The sequence below is a fragment of the Serratia nevei genome, from assembly GCF_037948395.1.
GTDB classification, from domain to species: Bacteria; Pseudomonadota; Gammaproteobacteria; order Enterobacterales; family Enterobacteriaceae; genus Serratia; species Serratia nevei.
Map to the genome: position 1 here is coordinate 2,663,745 of NZ_CP149940.1, position 17,575 is coordinate 2,681,319.

Annotated in this window: 16 protein-coding genes; 9 read left to right on the forward strand and 7 right to left on the reverse strand. The window is 63.9% G+C overall.

What is annotated here, in order from left to right; genetic code table 11:
• Positions 1-35 precede the first annotated feature (35 nt).
• The gene (locus V8N38_RS12825; protein ID WP_147839927.1) at positions 36-863 is read right to left on the reverse strand and encodes an AraC family transcriptional regulator; all 828 of its coding nucleotides are present in this window, start codon (positions 861-863) and stop codon (positions 36-38) included.
• Between the two features lie 196 nt (positions 864-1,059).
• Here V8N38_RS12825 and V8N38_RS12830 point away from each other — a divergent pair, with 196 nt between their 5' ends.
• Positions 1,060-2,493 (forward strand): NAD-dependent succinate-semialdehyde dehydrogenase, encoded by a 1,434-nt coding sequence (locus V8N38_RS12830; RefSeq protein ID WP_049195527.1) that lies wholly within the window; start codon positions 1,060-1,062, stop codon positions 2,491-2,493.
• 47 nt (positions 2,494-2,540) lie between these two features.
• Here the strand turns inward: V8N38_RS12830 and V8N38_RS12835 are convergent, their stop codons facing one another.
• The 3 genes from V8N38_RS12835 to V8N38_RS12845 are packed head-to-tail and all read right to left on the reverse strand — an operon-like array spanning position 2,541 to position 5,407.
• Entirely contained in the window at positions 2,541-3,443 is a 903-nt protein-coding gene (locus tag V8N38_RS12835; protein WP_147839926.1) for an alpha/beta hydrolase, read from the reverse strand.
• Complete coding sequence (locus V8N38_RS12840) at positions 3,430-4,326, reverse strand: alpha/beta fold hydrolase (RefSeq protein ID WP_147839925.1); 897 nt, start codon at positions 4,324-4,326, stop codon at positions 3,430-3,432. Before V8N38_RS12840 ends, V8N38_RS12835 begins: the two co-directional genes overlap by 14 nt.
• Before the next feature lie 25 nt (positions 4,327-4,351).
• Complete coding sequence (locus V8N38_RS12845) at positions 4,352-5,407, reverse strand: sugar phosphate isomerase/epimerase family protein (protein WP_089186006.1); 1,056 nt, start codon at positions 5,405-5,407, stop codon at positions 4,352-4,354.
• Positions 5,408-5,547: 140 nt separating this feature from the next.
• On the opposite strand from V8N38_RS12845, the gene V8N38_RS12850 reads away from it, so the two are divergent.
• Positions 5,548-6,138: a TetR/AcrR family transcriptional regulator gene (locus V8N38_RS12850; protein WP_060439882.1), complete on the forward strand. Its 591-nt coding sequence runs from the start codon at positions 5,548-5,550 to the stop codon at positions 6,136-6,138.
• On the opposite strand, the gene V8N38_RS12855 is transcribed toward V8N38_RS12850, so the two are convergent.
• Complete coding sequence (locus V8N38_RS12855; RefSeq protein ID WP_047730662.1) at positions 6,135-6,437, reverse strand: cupin domain-containing protein; 303 nt, start codon at positions 6,435-6,437, stop codon at positions 6,135-6,137. The genes V8N38_RS12850 and V8N38_RS12855 overlap by 4 nt on opposite strands.
• A gap of 94 nt (positions 6,438-6,531) precedes the next feature.
• Positions 6,532-8,412 carry a potassium transporter Kup gene (locus tag V8N38_RS12860; RefSeq protein WP_100395748.1) on the reverse strand — a complete coding sequence of 627 codons (1,881 nt, stop codon included), beginning with the start codon at positions 8,410-8,412 and terminating at the stop codon, positions 6,532-6,534.
• Positions 8,413-8,652: 240 nt separating this feature from the next.
• Here V8N38_RS12860 and V8N38_RS12865 point away from each other — a divergent pair, with 240 nt between their 5' ends.
• Both V8N38_RS12865 and V8N38_RS12870 read left to right on the forward strand, forming a co-directional pair.
• The gene (locus tag V8N38_RS12865) at positions 8,653-10,392 is read left to right on the forward strand and encodes an ABC transporter permease (protein WP_147839924.1); all 1,740 of its coding nucleotides are present in this window, start codon (positions 8,653-8,655) and stop codon (positions 10,390-10,392) included.
• A gap of 12 nt (positions 10,393-10,404) precedes the next feature.
• Entirely contained in the window at positions 10,405-11,724 is a 1,320-nt protein-coding gene (locus V8N38_RS12870; RefSeq protein WP_038880164.1) for an AAA-associated domain-containing protein, read from the forward strand.
• Here V8N38_RS12870 and V8N38_RS12875 read toward each other — a convergent pair.
• Positions 11,721-12,650, reverse strand: coding sequence for a LysR substrate-binding domain-containing protein (locus V8N38_RS12875; protein WP_147839923.1), 930 nt, complete (start codon positions 12,648-12,650; stop codon positions 11,721-11,723). The genes V8N38_RS12870 and V8N38_RS12875 overlap by 4 nt on opposite strands.
• A 169-nt stretch (positions 12,651-12,819) precedes the next feature.
• On the opposite strand from V8N38_RS12875, the gene V8N38_RS12880 reads away from it, so the two are divergent.
• The 5 genes from V8N38_RS12880 (at position 12,820) to V8N38_RS12900 (ending at position 17,573) form a co-directional block, all read left to right on the forward strand.
• Positions 12,820-13,770, forward strand: coding sequence for a branched-chain amino acid ABC transporter permease (locus V8N38_RS12880; RefSeq protein ID WP_060418744.1), 951 nt, complete (start codon positions 12,820-12,822; stop codon positions 13,768-13,770).
• 10 nt (positions 13,771-13,780) lie between these two features.
• The gene (locus V8N38_RS12885) at positions 13,781-14,893 is read left to right on the forward strand and encodes an ABC transporter permease subunit (RefSeq protein WP_147839922.1); all 1,113 of its coding nucleotides are present in this window, start codon (positions 13,781-13,783) and stop codon (positions 14,891-14,893) included.
• Complete coding sequence (locus tag V8N38_RS12890) at positions 14,890-15,681, forward strand: ABC transporter ATP-binding protein (protein WP_147839921.1); 792 nt, start codon at positions 14,890-14,892, stop codon at positions 15,679-15,681. The genes V8N38_RS12885 and V8N38_RS12890 overlap by 4 nt, the downstream gene beginning before the upstream one ends.
• Complete coding sequence (locus V8N38_RS12895) at positions 15,674-16,387, forward strand: ABC transporter ATP-binding protein (RefSeq protein WP_147839920.1); 714 nt, start codon at positions 15,674-15,676, stop codon at positions 16,385-16,387. Before V8N38_RS12890 ends, V8N38_RS12895 begins: the two co-directional genes overlap by 8 nt.
• Positions 16,388-16,469: 82 nt before the next feature.
• Positions 16,470-17,573, forward strand: a complete 1,104-nt coding sequence (locus V8N38_RS12900) for a branched-chain amino acid ABC transporter substrate-binding protein (protein WP_371935060.1) — start codon at positions 16,470-16,472, stop codon at positions 17,571-17,573.
• Positions 17,574-17,575 lie beyond the last annotated feature (2 nt).

The window sequence follows — 17,575 nt, forward strand, 5'->3', positions numbered from 1 at the left end:
AACGCGGGGAAGAATTATTGTAGCAGGTTGCTGTTTTAGCCCAATTTCACCTGTTTCTGGAAACGCACTGGCGTGACGCCGTAACGATTGGCGAAGGCGCGCGTCAGGTGTGCCTGATCGGTCAGCCCCGCCGCCGCCGCCACCTGTGCGGCGGGCATGCCGCGCTCCAGCATGCGTTTGGCCTGCGACAGCCGGATCGCCATCAGCATCTGCTGCGGCGAAACGTGGTATTCGGCCTTGAACTTGCGCAGGAAATGGTACGGGCTGAGCGACACCAGCTCGGCCAGCTGATTGAGGGTCATCGCCTCGGCGAAGTTGTCGTGCAGGTAGCTTTTCACCACCTCAAAACGGTGCGCCGCCTCGGCTTTTTCCCGCTGCCCGGTGCGAATGTGCGGGTGCAACAGCTCGACCGCCTCCAACAGCAGGCCGTCCAGCGTGAGCGGATCGTCGGTTTGCCACAGCGTGGCGAGAATGGCGGACAGGCGCTGCGCCGCCCGCGGATCGTGGCGCACCGCATCGGTGAACCACTGGCTCCTATCGCCGGACAGCTGCTCCAGCGCCTCGGGCGCCAGATAGAGCATGCGGTAACACCAGCCGCCCGGCGTTTCGGCTTCGCCGGTATGCAGCTCGTCGGGGTTCATCAGCACCAGCGCGCCCGGCGCCGCCAGATGCTGCGCGCCGCGATAGCGGAAACGCTCCGCCCCGGTGTCTACGGTGCCGATAGCGAAGGCGTCGTGGGTATGCGGCTCGAAGGCATAGCGTTCGATATGCGCCTGATAAAGTTCGACGCCCGGCAGATGCGACAAATGCCGGAACTGCGCGCAATCCTTCTCGAACGGAAACTGTTGTGGTACCCCTTGCACCCGACCTCCTCGTCCGTGCTGACAATCTGCTCAGCATAGCCAAAACATCGCCGGTTGAGTAGCCGCCCTGGCGCTTTCGTGCCCCTCGCCTGGACGATCGCCGCCATTCGGCGTAGGGTTAAGGTCCCTGTCCCTTTCAGGCGCGCCGCATCGCGAAGCTCATCGGCCCCTGACACTCCGCAAACAAGAGGCAACAATGTATCCGGATACTCAACTGTATATCGATGGACAATGGCGCAACGCGCTGGCCGGGAAAACCTTGCCGGTCACCAACCCCGCCACCGACGAGATAATCGGTCAAGTGGCGCACGCCGCCACAGAGGATCTCGATCTGGCGCTGGCCGCCACCGAGCGCGGATTTAACGTCTGGCGCGACACCGCCGCGCACCAGCGCGCCAACCTGATGCGCAAAGCGGCGGCGCTGCTGCGCGAACGCGCTAACGCCATCGCCGCCGTCATGACGCAGGAACAGGGCAAACCGGTGGCGCAGGCCAAAGTCGAAATTCTCAACGCCGCCGACGTCATCGACTGGTTCGCCGGCGAAGCCACCCGCACCTACGGGCAGATCATTCCGTCCCGCGCCCGCGACGTGCAGCAGCAAACCCTCAAGCTGCCGGTCGGCCCGGTGGCCGCCTTCACGCCGTGGAACTTCCCGATCAACCAGATCGTGCGCAAGCTGTCCGCCGCGCTGGCGGCGGGGTGTTCCATCATCGTCAAAGGCCCGGAAGAAACGCCGGCCTCGCCGGCTGAGCTGATCAAAGCCTTCGCCGACGCCGGGATCCCGGCCGGGGTGATCGCGCTGGTGTACGGCACCCCGGCGGAAATCTCGGAATACCTGATCCCGCATCCGACCATTCGCAAGATCTCCTTCACCGGCTCCACCCGCGTGGGCAAGCATCTGGCGGCGCTGGCCGGCCAGCATATGAAAAAGGCCACCATGGAGCTGGGCGGCCACGCGCCGGTGTTGATCTTCGACGACGCCGATCTCGACGCGGCGGCCAAAGAGCTGGCGCAGTCCAAGTTCCGCAACGCCGGCCAGGTCTGTATCGCCCCGACCCGCTTCCTGATCCAACAAGGCGTTTATGAAGCCTTCGTGGAGAAATTCACCGCCGCCGTGCGTGAGCTCAAGCTCGGCAACGGGCTGGAAGACGGCGTGACCATGGGGCCGATGGTGCTGGGCCGCAGCGTCGACAATATCGAGGCGCTGGTGCAGGATGCCGTCGCCCACGGGGCAAAAGCCTGCACCGGCGGCAAGCGCGTGGCGGGCAAAGGCAACTTCTTCGAGCCGACGGTGCTGCGCGACGTGCCGCTGAGCGCGCGCGCCATGTCGGAAGAGCCGTTTGGCCCGGTCGCCCTGCTGCGCCCGTTCGCCACCTATGACGAGGCGATCGCCGAAGCCAACCGCCTGCCGTACGGGCTGGCTGCCTACGCTTACAGCCGCAACATCGCCACCGTCAATGCGCTGGGGCGCGACGTGGAGAGCGGCATGCTGAGCATCAACCACATCGGTTTCGGCCTGCCGGAAACGCCGTTTGGCGGCGTGAAAGACTCCGGTCACGGCACCGAAGGCGGCAGCGAAGCGATCGAGTCCTACCTGGAAACCCGCTTCGTCACCGTCGCCGGCCGTTAATCGCGCGTCGGATGAATAGCCAAAAGCCCCGCATTGCGGGGCTTTTTTTACTCGCGAGCCAGTTCGAACAGCCGCCGCGCCGCCGGGGTCAGCCCCAGCATGTGAATGCAGGCATGCACCATGCCCGGCAACCGTTCGCAGCGCACCGGCACGCCCGCCTCGCGCAGCCGCTGCGCATACTGCTCGGCCTCATCGCGCAGCGGATCATATTCGCAGCTCAGGATGGTGGCCGGCGGTAACCCGCGCAGCGTGGCGGCGTGCAGCGGCTCGGCGCCGGGATCGCGCCGCTGAGCCAGATACTGCTGCCAACAAAATACCATCGCGTCGCGCGTCAGAAAGTGCCCCTCGGCAAACTCGCGATAGCTCGTCGTCGCCATCTCGCGGCTGAGCGCCGGGTACAGCAGCAGCTGGCGCTCGATGTGCGGGCCGCCGCGATCCCGCGCCAACAGCGCGACGGCCGCCGCCAGGTTGCCCCCGGCGCTGTCGCCGCCCACCGCCAGGCGCTGCGCGTCGATCCCCAACTGCGGCGCCTGTTGCGCCACCCAGCAGAGCGCCTGGTAGACATCTTCCAGCGGCTGCGGAAACGGATATTCCGGCGCCAAACGGTAGTCGACCGACAGGATCACCCGGCCGGTGGCGTTGGCCAGCGCCTGACAGGGCCGATCGTACAGCGCCAGCGAACCGAGGCACCAGCCGCCGCCGTGGGCGAACAGCATCGCCGGCTGCGCGTTTGCGCGGTTTTCCCCTGCCGGTAAATAAGTACGCAGCGCAATCCTGTGTCCATCGGCGGCGACCACCGTATAGTCCCTGACGCCGCCGCTCGGTTCCGCCTCGCCCTGCAGCCGGCGTAAACCGGTTTCCGTGGCCGCGCGCATTTCCGCCAGCGACGCGGGGGGCGGCGCATCGGCCGACGCCGTCAAAAAGGCGGCGATGCGTTCATCGAGCGGCATGGGGTTCTCCTGCCAGGAACGGCGTAATCAGGGCAATAAATTCCTCATGGCACTCCTCGGTAATGAAATGCCCGCAGCCGGCGACCGTTTCGCCCCGCAGATCGTGCGCATTGCCCCGCAGCGTCGTCAGCGGCGCATCACCGGTGGCGTGCTCCGCCCCTACCGTCAACACCGGCATCATCAGGGGCGTGGCGGCGCGCAGCCGGTTCTGCCGCACGGTCTCCGGGATCGCCCGGTAATAGTCGAATCCGGCGCGCAGGCCGCCCGGCGCCGAATAGGCGGTGATATACACCTGCGCCGCCACCCGATCGCGCCGATAGGACCAACGGTTAAAGATATAGCCAAGATACTCCTGCTCACGCCCCTGGGTCAGGGCCTCCGGCAAATCAGCCAGTTGGTTGAACATGAAGTGCCACAGGAAGATGTTCTCCTCCGGCGCGACGAAGATCGGCGGCGGCGGCGCCAGCCCGGGTATCACCGCCTCCGTCAGCACCAGACGTTCCACCGCCTGCGGGAAATCGCTCGCCATGGCGTAACCGATCCACATGCCGATGTCGTGGCCAACCAGTTGGTAACGTTCATGGCCCAGCTGCGCCATCATCGCGTGCAACGCTGCTCCAATGCTGCCGGTGTCGTAGCCGCCAGCGGGCTTGTCAGAATCGCCGATGCCCGGCGGGTCGACGGCGATCGCCTGAAAACCGGCCGCCGCCAGCGCTTGCATCACATGGCGCCAGGTGTACCAGGTTTGCGGCCAGCCAGGGATCAGCAGCACCGGCCGCCCTTCACCGGCCACCACGCAGTGAAGGCGCCGGCCGTTGACTTGGAGATAGACGTGTTCCGCCGCGAGATCCGCCAACGTGACCTCGTTCTGTCGGTATTGCATGGGGTAACTCCCTGAAGGATTAGGCTCAGCGAATGCCGAGCAAGGCATTGATCTGCTGTGGGTTGACCGGCGCGCCGGCGAAATCGTCGAACACTTTGTCGGTGACGTGGATAATGCGATCGCGAATGAAGGCTGCGCCTTCGCGTGCGCCGTCCTGCGGGTTTTTCAGGCAACATTCCCACTCCAGCGCCGCCCAGCCCGAATAATCGTACTGCGTCAGGCGTGAAAAGATGCCGTTGAAATCGACCTGGCCGTCGCCCAGCGAGCGGAAGCGGCCGGCGCGATCGATCCAGGATTGATAGCCGCCGTAAATACCCTGCCGACCGGTCGGATTGAACTCGGCGTCCTTGACGTGGAACATGCCGATAACCTCTTTATAGATATCGATAAACTCCAGATAGTTGAGCTGCTGCAGCACCATATGGCTCGGATCGAACAGCACCCGGCAGCGCGGATGGTGGCCGACGCGCTCATGAAACATTTCGAATGTCACGCCGTCGTGCAGATCCTCGCTCGGGTGAATTTCGTAACACAGGTTGATCCCCTGCTCGTCGCAGGCGTTAAGCACCGGCAGCCAGCGCCTGGCGAGTTCGTCGAACGCGGTATCGATCAGTCCTTCCGGACGCTGTGGGAACGGAAACAGATAGGGCCAGGCCAGCGAACCGGAAAAGGTGCCCAGTTCGCTGAGCCCGAGCCGCGCCGACGCCTTCACCGCCAACAGCATTTGCTGCCGCGCCCACTCGCCACGCGCCTGCGGATTGCCCTGTAGCGCCGGCGGCGCGAAGCTGTCAAACAGCGCATCGTAAGCCGGGTGTACCGCCATCAGCTGGCCGAAGATATGGCTGGTCAATTCGCTGACCACCAACCCCTGTTCCGCCAACATGCCGGTCAAATCATCGCAGTAGGTTTGGCTTTCCGCGGCGGTGGCCACGTCGAATAAACGCCGATCCCAGGCCGGGATCTGCAGCGCACTAAAGCCGGTCTGCGCCGCCCATTCGGCGATGGCGGGCAGGCTATTGAACGGCGCTGTCTCATCGCTGAACTGCGCAAGATGCAGGCTTGGACCTTTGAGGGTTTTCATCGTAAACTCCTATTGGTTGTCGATTGACAAACAATAGGAGCAAAGCGCGATGACCGCAAGAGAAATTTATAAAGACATTGGTATTCCCGCCGATTTAAGCGATCCTATGTTGCTGAATGACAGGTAAATTGGAGCAGCGAATGGCAGGCAGACCGCGCGAGTTCGACCGCGAACAGGCGCTCTTGAAGGCGCGAAACTTATTCTGGCGACAGGGCTACGAAGGCACCTCGATGTCGGATCTGGTGGCGGAATTGGGCATTGCTTCCGCGCGCATCTACAAGGCGTTCGGCTCCAAAGAGCAGCTGTTCCGCGAGGCGATCGCCAGTTATGAAACCGAGGAAGGCGGCTTCGCCGATCGCGCCTTCGCGCAGGAAAGCGGCATTCGCCCGGCGATCCAACGTATGTTGGAAGATGCCGTGCGGCTCTACAGCCGGCCGGATCTGCCGCAGGGTTGCATGGTGGTCTCCTCCGCCGCCAGCGTCAGTGCGGAGAACGACGGGCTCAAAACCTGGCTGGCTGAGCATCGGTTGCAGCGCACCCAGCAGATCGTCGAACGGCTGCGGCAGGCGGTGCAAGCCGGCGAACTGCCGGCCGGCACCGACGCCGATAGCCTGGGGGACTTTTTCGCCGTCTTCCTGCACGGCCTGTCGATTCAGGCGCGTGACGGCGTCACTGAAGCGCGACTGTTGGCGGCGGTAAAGGTGGCGCTCACCGCCCTGGGCGACGCTTAATCTTCGGGCAGATCGAAAATCACCAGCGTGCCTTCGCTGCCCGGCAACACGCGGTGCGGCACGCCGGCCGCGGCCTGATACAGCTGGCCGGCCTGCACCACAATCGTTTCCCCCGCCACCTGCAGCCGCAGCTGCCCGCGGATCACCAGCAGCCCTTCGCTGTAATCATGCACTTCATCCGCTATGCTGCGCTCATCCATGCGCAGCACTTTGATATTGGCCGCACCGACGCGGCCCAGCACGGTAGAACGCCAGGCCTCAGGCAGTTCGGCCGCCTGCAGGTTTAAATCGAACAGCATCGGTACCCCCTGTGGTTATCGAACGTAGCGGCACTCTACGCCGACTGCGGCCGGCGTGGAAAGAATCCCGGGTTGTAGCTTATGCCCGCCCGGCCTATACCGGCACCCGGCGGCTGATCTCCACCACCTGATCGCTGGGCAGGTAATAATAATCCGTGACGTGCATGCCGTTGCGCACCATCAGCGCGAACAGGTTGCGCTGCCAGGACGGCATCCGGTCGCTCGCCTCGCGGCGCACCACGGTTTCATGGCCGAGATAGTAAGTCGCCTCGTCGAAGTTCAGGCCGCATTTTTGCGCTTCGACGTGCTGCAGCAACTGCGGGATGTTCGGCCGCTCCATAAAGCCGTAGCTGGCCACGCCGCACCAAAACCCCGGCACCAGTTCGCGCATCGCCAGGCGTTCGGCATTCGATACCCGCGGTTCATTGACGATGGCAATGGTCAGCGCCAGCACGTTGGCGTGCAGCGAGCCGTTGCGTTTGACGTGCCATTTCATTACCGGCGGCGTGCCCTGCAGGCTGCGGGTGAGAAAGACCGCGGTGCCCGGCACCCGCGGCACGGATTCACGCTGGATTTTCGCCAGGAAATCCGCGATCGGCACCGTCGTCTCGCCGAGGGTGCGCACGGCCGCCAGCACCCCGCGATGCCAGATCAGCATCACGGTATAGACCGCGGCGGCCAGCAGCAGCGGGATGTAACCGCCCTGCAACACCTTGGTCAGGTTGGCCGTCAGGAAGCTCAGATCGACCACGAAGAAGCACCCCGCCACCAATAGGCTGGCGGCCAGCCCCCAGCGCCACACCTCGCGCATCGCCACGAACAGCAAGCCGGTGGTCATGATCATGGTCAACGAAACGGCGATGCCGTAGGCGGCGGCCAGATTGTCCGAGGATTTGAAGAACACCGTCAGGAACAGCGTCACCACCATCAGCAGCCAGTTGATGGCGCCGATGTAGATCTGCCCGTAGCTTTCCTCGGTGGTTTGTTTAACCCGCAGCCGCGGCAGCCAACCCAGCTGGATTGCCTGGCGGGTCATCGAAAACGCGCCGCTGATGATCGCCTGGCTGGCGATGATCGTCGCCAGCGTGGCCAGGATCACCAGCGGGATCAGCAGCGCCGGCGGGCACAGGCGGAAGAAGATGTTCTGCGTGACGTCGGCGCCGGCCAAAATCAGCGCGGCCTGGCCGGCGTAGTTGAGCAACAGGCTGGGAAAAACGATGCCGAACCAGGCCAGCCAAATCGGCCGTTTGCCGAAGTGCCCCATGTCGGCGTACAGCGCTTCGGCGCCGGTGACGCACAGAAACACGCCGCCCAGCACCAGGAAGCTGGTCAGCCCATTCGAGAACAGGAAATGAATGCCGTACATCGGGTTCAGCGCCAGCAGCACCGCCGGGTGCTGGATGATGCCCCACACGCCCAGCGCGGCGATCGACAGGAACCACAACGCCATGATCGGCCCGAACACGCGGCCGATACGTGCGGTGCCCAGCGGCTGAATGGCGAACAGGCTGAGCAAAATCACCACCGCCGCCGGCAGAATGTAGGGCTGCGACGCCGGCAGCACGATATTCAGCCCCTCGAGGGCGGAGAGCACCGAGATGGCCGGCGTGATGGCGCCGTCGCCGTAGATCAACGCCGCGCCGAACAGGCCGGCGAACAGCACCAGCGGCCGGGATTTCCGCCTGCTGACCAGCAGCGACATCAGCGCCATGATGCCGCCCTCGCCGCGGTTGCCGATGCGCATGGCGAACATGGCGTATTTGAGCGAGGTGACGATCACCAGCGTCCAGAAAATCAGCGACAGCAGGCCAAGGATCACCGGCGCCGACGGCGCATCGCCGGAGAGAAACAGCACGGTTTTCAGGGTGTACAACGGGCTGGTGCCGATATCGCCGAACACCACGCCCAAAGCGCCCAGCGCCAACGGCGCCAGGCCGGTCTTGTTCGAGGTTTCCGTATCATTGCCGACAGACATCTGCTTGCTCCTTAGCCTTGCACAGTGAGTTGGAATTATTGTCACTTTATTGCCGCCGCGCCACTCGCTCGGCAGCGATAAGCATAACTTAACCGCCATCTTCGCCAGTGACAGTATCGCCCGTTTGCGGCACAGAAACCGCCGCCGGTGAGCAACGGTTTAGAATCGGCCGAGCCGGATGGTCTATAGTCCTTATGCGATTGTCACTTTCTTGTTTGCGCCCGCCGTGGGAGAAGTGAAATGAACGTCCGGCTCAACACCCATGTTTCCGCCCGGCGCCTGCTGCCCAATGGCTGGGACGTCATCGCCTTTCCGCTGATCATCGGCCTGATCGCCATGATGGCCATCGGCCTGCATCAAACCCTGCAACCGATCGTCACGCTGAAAACGCAGGCGATATCGCTCGATCCCGCCAATCTGCCGGAATACGCCCTGCGCACCACGCTGCGCATGCTGGTGGCGATGGTGGCCGCGCTGGCGTTCTCGCTGGTCTACGGCACCCTGGCGGCCAAGAGCCGGCGCGCCGAAAAGGTGCTGGTGCCGATCCTCGATATCCTGCAGTCGGTGCCGGTACTCGGCTACATCTCTTTCACCGTCACCTTTTTCATCGCGCTGTTCCCCGGCCGGGTGCTCGGGGTCGAGCTGGCGGCGATGTTCGCCATCTTCACCAGCCAGGCGTGGAATATGACCTTCAGCTTCTACCAGTCGCTGCGCACCGTGCCGCGCGATCTGCAAGAAGTGGCGCGCGGCTTCCATCTGAGTCCGTGGCAACGTTTCTGGAAGCTGGACGCGCCGTTCGCCATGCCGGGGCTGATCTGGAACATGATGATGTCGATGTCCGGCGGCTGGTTCTTTATCGTGGCGTCGGAAGCGATCACCGTCGGCAACAACACCTTTACGCTGCCGGGCATCGGCGCGTATCTCGCGCAGGCCATCCTCAGCAAGGATCTGCCCGCGATAGGTTGGGTGCTGCTCACCATGACGGTGGTGATCCTGGCCTACGATCAGCTGCTGTTCCGGCCATTGGTGGCATGGGCGGACAAATTCCGCATGGAAACTACCCGCTCGGCGAGCGCCCCCACTTCCTGGCTGTTGAACCTGATGCGCCGCACGCGCCTGATCCACCTGCTGCTGACGCCGCTGGGCGCGCTGCTGGCCAAAACCGCGCGCCTGAAACTGAGCCTGCCCGCCCGGCCGTTGCGCCGCGGCAATAGCGCCCAACGGCAGCGGCGTTCGCGCACGATCGATCGGTGTTGGAGCGCCATCGTCATCCTGCTGACGCTGGCGATCACCTGGCGCGTCATTCTCTATGTGCAGACCGGCGTGACGCTCAATGACGTGGGCCATGTGATGGTGCTGGGGCTGATCACGCTGCTGCGCGTGGCGGTGCTGATCGCCCTGTCGTCGCTGATCTGGGTGCCGCTCGGCGTGCTGATCGGCTTGCGCCCGACGCTGGCCGGAAAGATCCAGCCGATCGCCCAGTTTCTGGCCGCGTTTCCGGCTAACCTGCTGTTCCCGGTGTTCGTCATCACCATCGTCCACTTCCGGCTGAACCCCGATATCTGGCTGTCGCCGCTGATCGTGTTGGGCACCCAGTGGTACATTCTGTTCAACGTGGTGGCCGGCGCCACCGCGTTGCCCAACGACTACCGCGAGGCCGCCGCCAATTTTCACATTCGCGGTTGGCAATGGTGGCGCCAGGTGATGCTGCCGGGCATCTTCCCCTATTACATCACCGGCGCCATCACCGCGTCGGGCGGCGCCTGGAACGCCAGCATCGTGGCGGAGTTCGTGCAATGGGGCAGCACCCAGGTGAAGGCACATGGGCTGGGTGCCTACATCGCCGAAACCACCGCCGCCGGCGATTTCCCCAAGATCATTTTGGGCATCGCCGTGATGTCACTGTTCGTTACGCTGTTCAACCGTCTGCTGTGGCGGCCGCTTTACGCCTACGCCGAATCCCGCTTCCGCATCGATTAAGGAGCCGTTCAGATGTCAGACCTTCACCCAACGCAGGCGACGCACTCGCCCGGCGAGGAAATTTTAGCGGTCAACGCGGTCAGCCATGGCTATGACAAGGCACATGGCGAGCTGCTGATCCTCGACGGGGTCAATCTGTCGCTGCGGGCGGGCGAGATCGTCGGGTTGCTGGGCCGCTCCGGCTCGGGCAAATCGACGCTGCTGCGCATCATCGCCGGCCTGGTTACCCCCACCGCCGGGACGGTGAACTACCTGGGGCAGCCGCTGAACGGCCCCGCCAAAGGCGTCGCCATGGTGTTTCAAACCTTCGCGCTGTTCCCCTGGCTGACGGTGCTGCAAAACGTTGAGGCCGGCCTCGAGGCGCTGGGCGTCGCCCCTGCCGAACGGCGCGAGCGGGCATTGGCGGCCATCGATCTTATCGGCCTGGACGGCTTCGAAAACGCCTACCCGCGCGAGCTTTCCGGCGGCATGCGCCAGCGCGTAGGCTTTGCGCGCGCGTTGGTGGTGGATCCGACGCTGCTGCTGATGGATGAACCGTTCTCGGCGCTGGATGTGTTGACCGCCGAAACGCTGCGTACCGACCTGCTGGATCTGTGGACCGAGGGGCGAATGCCGATCAAATCGGTGCTGATCGTCACGCACAACATCGAGGAAGCAGTCTTCATGTGCGATCGCATTCTGCTGCTCTCTTCCAACCCCGGCCGGGTGATCGCCGAAATCAAGGTGCCGTTCAGCCACCCGCGCAACCGGCTGGATCCGCAGTTCCGCCGCCTGGTGGACGATGTGTACGCCAAGATGACCGCCCGCCCGACCGATGGCAACGTCAAGAAAGGGCTGAAGCTCGGCACCCGGCTGCCGCACGTGTCCACCAACCTGATCGCCGGCCTGATCGAAACCCTGGCCGCCGCGCCCTATTTCGGCCGTGCCGACATGCCGGAGATCGCCCTCTCGCTGCATCTGGAGGTCGATGAGCTGTTCCCCATCGCCGAAGTGCTGCAGTCGCTGGGCTTCGCCGACGTGCGCGAAGGCGACATCTTCCTGACGCCGCCGGCGCGCGCCTTCGCCGACGGCGACGTTCAGGCGCGCAAAGTGCTGTTCGCGGAGCATCTGCTGCGCTATGTGCCGCTGGCCGCGCTGATCAAAAACGTGTTGGACGAGCGGCCGGGGCACCGCGCGCCGCGCGTGCGTTTCGAGCAGGAGCTGGAGGATTCGCTGTCGGACAGCGCCGCCAAAGAGACGCTGGATACGGTGATCAACTGGGGCCGTTACGGCGAAATCTTCTCCTACAACGATCAAACGGCGTTTTTCAGCCTGGAGGACGTCGAGTTTTAAGCGAGCCGGCGCTCATCGGCTTCGCGGCGCAGCCACTGTCGCAGGTTTTCACCCTCCTGCGACAGTTCGCTATCCAGGCGAGCGCACAGGTAATAATCCCGGCCGTCGTCGATCGGCAGATCGAACATTTTGATCAACTCGCCGCTTTCAAGGTACTGGGCGATTAACGGCTCGCGCATCAATGCACACCCCAATCCCGCCTGCACCGCCGCCAGCGTCAGCAACCCGTCTTCGAACATCGGCCCGATGCTGCGCAGCGGGCGTTTAACGCCGGCCAGCTGAAACCATTGCATCCAGGTATTACGCTCCTCGTCATGCAGCAGCGGCAGCGCCGCCAGCTGATCCGGCGTATCGAGCAAACCGTGCAGTTTACTGAATGCCCGGCTGCACACCGGCACCATTTGGCCGGACATCAGCTTTTCGCTGCGATAGCCGGTCCACTGCCCAACCCCGAAGCGGATCGACAGATCGGCGGCGTCGCTCAGGTAATTGCGGTGGTTGGCGTAAACCACATTGATGTCGATATCCGGATTTTCCCGCAGAAAGCCGCGCAGCCGCGGAATGAACCAGCCCATGCCGAACAGCGGGATCAGGCTGATGGTGACCTGCCGCGACGCGGACTGCTCGCGAACGTGTTCGGTCGCCTGGCGCAGCACGTTAAACGCCGAGCGGATCGAGCGGTAATATTCCCGCCCCTCGCCGCGCAGCACCAGATGGCGCCCCTGCCTTTCGGTCAACGGCATCTGCAAGAATGCCTCCAGCGTTTTCAGCTGATGGCTGACCGCCGAAGGCGAAATCATCAGCTCCTTCGCCGCCGCGCTGATGCTGCCCAGGCGCGCGATGGCCTCGAACGCCCGCACGGCGCGCAGCGGCGGATCGTTCGGCAATATCGGCAACGGCTCATCGTACTGTTCTGTTTTTTTCATATATCGATTGTTTTATGGAAAGTCCGGGAGAAGTATTTATTTAATATACATAAAAATCAAAGCATTAAAATCACTCGTTTTTTGTATAAGAAAGTATTTTTCCGTATTTTACAATTTTTTTAAATTCTCTACTGTGAGCCTCCTGACTCATTATCTCCGGACTCTCCCTATGGATACGCTGGTACAGCAGACCGTCAACGGTTTGATGCTCGGCAGCATCTATGCGCTGATCGCGCTCGGCTACACCATGGTGTACGGCATCCTTCGCATCATCAACTTCGCGCATGGCGACGTGCTGATGGTCGGGGCGCTCAGCGCGCTGTCGGCGATCGGCGTGTTGCAGCATCATTTTCCCGCGTTACCGCCCTACGCCACGCTGCTGCTGGCGGCCCTGTTCGCCATGGCCGTCTGCGCCATCACCTCGATGGCGATCGAACGTCTGGCCTATCGCCGGTTGCGCAATGCACCGCGCCTGGCCCCGCTGATCAGCGGCATCGGCGTCTCGCTGCTGTTGCAAACCCTGGCGATGCTGATCTGGTCACGCAATCCCCTGATGTTTCCGCAGCTGTTGCCGATGACGCCCATCGCCCTGACCGCAGGCAGCGCCGAACATGCGCCGGCGGTGATCACCGGCACCGCGATCGTCACGCTGGCGGTGGCCGTGACGGTCATGGCCGGCCTCTGGCTGCTGGTCGAACACAGCCGTTTCGGCCGCGCCATGCGCGCCACGGCGGAAAACCCGCAGGTCGCCGGCCTGATGGGCATCAGTCCTGACCGCATCATCGTTCTGACCTTCGCGCTCGGCGGCGCGCTGGCGGCGGTAGCCGGCATCATGATGGCCAGCAACTACGGCAACGCCGGTTTCTCGATGGGCTTTTTACCCGGCATCAAAGCCTTTACCGCCGCCGTGCTCGGCGGCATCGGCAACCTGCGCGGCGCAATGCTCGGCGGTTTACTGCTGGGGCTGTTCGAATCGCTGGGTACCGGCTATCTCGGCGAGCTGACCGGCGGCGTATTCGGCAGCAACTACCAGGACGTATTCGCGTTTCTGGTGCTGATCGCCGTGCTGGTCTTCCGCCCCTCCGGGCTGTTGGGCGAACGCATCGCCACGCGCGCATAAGGACATTACGATGACCGTTTTAACTTCCTCGCTTCCTCTGGCCACGCCTCGGCGCACCAGGCTGGGGCTGACGCTGTTCATTCTCGCCCTGCTGCTGGCGCCCTGGGTCGCGGGCGCCGCCGGCGGCAACTACTGGGTGCGCGTCGTCGACTTCGCGCTGCTGTACCTGATGCTGGCGCTCGGGCTGAACATCGTGGTGGGCATGACCGGATTGCTGGACATGGGCTTTATCGCTTTTTACGCCGTTGGCGCCTATCTGGCCGCGCTGCTGTCGTCACCGCATCTGACGCAGCAGTTCCCGCTGCTGCTGCAGTGGTTCCCCGATGGGCTGCACCTGTCGATGCTGTGGCTGATCCCGCTGGCGGCGCTGCTGGCGGCGGCGTGCGGCATTCTGCTCGGCGCGCCGACGCTGCGGCTGCGCGGCGACTACCTGGCGATCGTCACGCTCGGTTTCGGCGAGATCGTGCGTATTTTGATGCGCAACCTCGACCGCCCGGTCAACCTCACCAACGGCCCCAAAGGCATTTCCGGCATCGACCCGGTCAGCCTGTTCGGCCTGAAGTTTTCCGGCATGCATGAGTGGTTCGGCGTGCGTTTCTCCGGCCTGTACCTCTATTACTACCTGTTCGCCGCGCTGCTGCTGGCGATCCTGTTTATCAGCCTGCGGCTGCAAAACTCGCGCATTGGCCGCGCGTGGACGGCGATCCGCGAAGACGAGGACGCCGCGCGGGCGATGGGCATCAACACCCGCAACTTCAAGCTGCTGGCCTTTGCCATCGGCGCCACCTTCGGCGGCGTGGCCGGCGCGCTGTTCGCCGCGTTTCAGGGCTTCGTGTCGCCGGAATCGTTCACCCTGCAAGAGTCGATCGCCGTACTGGCGATGGTGGTGCTCGGCGGCATGGGGCACATCCCCGGCGTGATCCTGGGTGCGCTACTGCTGGCCGCTCTGCCGGAGCTGCTGCGCAGCAGCATGGGGCCGCTGCAGCAGGCGCTGTTCGGCCAGGTGCTGATCGATCCGGAAATTATCCGTCAACTGTTTTACGGCCTGGCGCTGATCCTGGTGATGCTGTATCGCCCGGCGGGCCTGTGGCCGGCCCGCCACCTAAGAGGGAATGCCGCATGACGCCTTTGCTCGCTTTACACCACGTCAGCAAACGCTTCGGCGGCCTGACGGCGGTGGATGACGTCAGCATGAGCATCCGCCAGGGGGAGATCTACGGCCTGATCGGGCCGAACGGCGCCGGTAAAACCACCTGCTTCAATCTGATCACCGGCCTGTACCGTGCCGACGAGGGCGAATTTCGCCTGCAGGGCCAGCGCTATAAGCCCCAGGCGATCGATAAAGTGGCGCAGGCCGGCATCGCCCGCACCTTCCAGAACCTGCGGCTGTTCAACGAAATGAGCGTGCTGGAAAACGTGATGGTCGGCTGCCACGTACGCACCCGCAACGGCCTGTGGGCGGCGATCGCCCGCCACCGCCGCGCCAGGGAGGAAGAACAGGCGGTGCGCGACAAGGCCCATGCGCTGCTGGAGTATGTCGGCATCGGCCAATTCGCCCATTATCGCGCCGGGGATCTCGCCTACGGCCACCAGCGCCGTCTGGAGATCGCCCGCGCGCTGGCGACCGAGCCCCGGCTGCTGGCGCTGGACGAACCGGCGGCCGGCATGAACGCCGGAGAAAAAGTGGCGCTGCGCGAGCTGCTGCTGCGCATTCGCGACAGCGGCAAAACGCTGCTGTTGATCGAACACGACGTCAAGCTGGTGATGGGTTTGTGCGATCGCCTGACGGTGCTGGATTACGGCAAAGCGATTGCCGAAGGCGAACCGGCGCAGGTTCGGCGTGAACCGGCGCAGGTTCGGCGTGAACCGGCGGTCATTCAGGCCTATCTGGGAGGCGGCGCGCATGTCTGAAGCCCTGCTGAGCGTTAAACGACTCAAAGTGTCTTATGGCGGCATTCACGCGGTCAAAGGCATCGATTTTATGGTCAACGCCGGCGAACAGGTCACGCTGATCGGCGCCAATGGCGCGGGCAAGACCTCCAGCCTGCGGGCGCTGACCGGGCTGCAGCCGTTCGAGGGCGACATCCTGTTCGACGGCCGTTCGATTCGCGGCGTGCCGCCGCACCGCTTGCTGCAACAGGGGCTGGTGATGGTGCCGGAAGGTCGTGGCATTTTCACCCGCCTGACGGTGCGAGAAAACCTGCAGCTGGGCGCCTATGCGCGCCGTGACAAACCGGCGGTGCGGCACGATTTCGAACGGGTATGCGCCACCTTCCCACGCCTGAACGAACGCCTGCATCAACCGGCCGGGCTGCTTTCGGGCGGCGAGCAGCAGATGGTGGCGATGGGCCGCGCGCTGCTCAGCCGCCCGCGCCTGTTGATATTGGACGAACCGTCGATGGGGCTGGCGCCGATTGTGGTGGAGGCCATTTTTTCGGTCATCAAACAGTTGGCTCGTGACGGCGTCACGCTATTGCTGGTCGAGCAAAACGCCCGCCTGGCGCTGGAGTCTACCGATCGCGCCTATGTGTTGGACAGCGGCAGCCTGAGCCACAGCGGCCGCTCCGCCGACATGCTGGACGATGAAAAAATCAAACAGATCTATTTGGGTGAATAACCGTTGCTACCTTTAACCGCACCAGGAGTATGACATGCAGCAGAACTTTCGCATCAAGCCGTTGGCGCTGGCCGCCGTGACGATGATCCTGAGCCTCCCGGCGCTGGCGGACGACACCGTGTTGATCGGCCTGGCCGGGCCGCTGACCGGCCCTTCCGCGCGCATCGGCAAAGATCTCGAAAACGGCGCGCGCCTGGCGATCGCCGACGCCAACGCGCAAAAGCCGACGCTGAACGGCAAACCGGTCACCTTCAAATTGCTGTCCGAGGACGATCAGTCCGATCCGCGCACCGCCGTGGCCGTCGCGCAGCGTTTGGTCGACGAAGGCGTGGCCGGCGTGGTCGGCCACTGGAATACCGGCACCAGCATCCCGGCGGCGCGCATCTACCACGACGCCGGCATCGCCCAGGTGGCACCGGTCGCCACCGGCCACGGCTACACGCAACAAGGCTTTGACACCAGCTTCCGCGTGATGGGCCACGACGACGACGGCGGCAACTATGCCGGGCAGTATGCGGTGAAAACGCTGAAAGCCCAGCGCATCGCGGTGATCGACGATCGCACCGCCTTCGGTCAGGGTCTGGCGGACGAGTTCATCAAATCGCTGCAGGCCCAGGGCGTGCAGCCGGTCACCCGCGAGTACGTCGACGACAAGACCGTCGATTTCAGCGCCGTGCTGACCACCGTGCGCAGCAAAAACGCCGATCTGATCTTCTTCGGCGGCGTGGACTCCCAGGCGGCGCCGCTGGCGCGCAAACTGAAACAGCTGGGCATGAACGCGCAGCTGATGGGCGCCGGCGGCTTTGTCAGCCAGACCTTCCTGACGCTGGCGCAGCGGGAAGGTGAAGGCGTGGTGGCACTGGAGCCCGGGCTGCCGCTGGAACAGATGCCGGGCGGCAAGGCGTTTGAACAAGCCTACCGCGATCGTTACCACACCCACATCGAACTGCATGCGCCCTTCGCCTACGACGCCACCCGGGTGCTGATCGCCGCCATCGAACAGGCCGGCTCGGCCAATCCGGCCGATTACCTGCCGAAACTGCGCACCATACATTACCAGGGCGTGACCGGCGCCATTGCCTTCGATGCGCAGGGCAACCTGCAACAGCCGAGCTTCACCCTGTACCGGGTAGTGGACGGCAAATGGCAGCCGCAAACCGTGTTGGGCGGCGCCAAACCACAATAAAT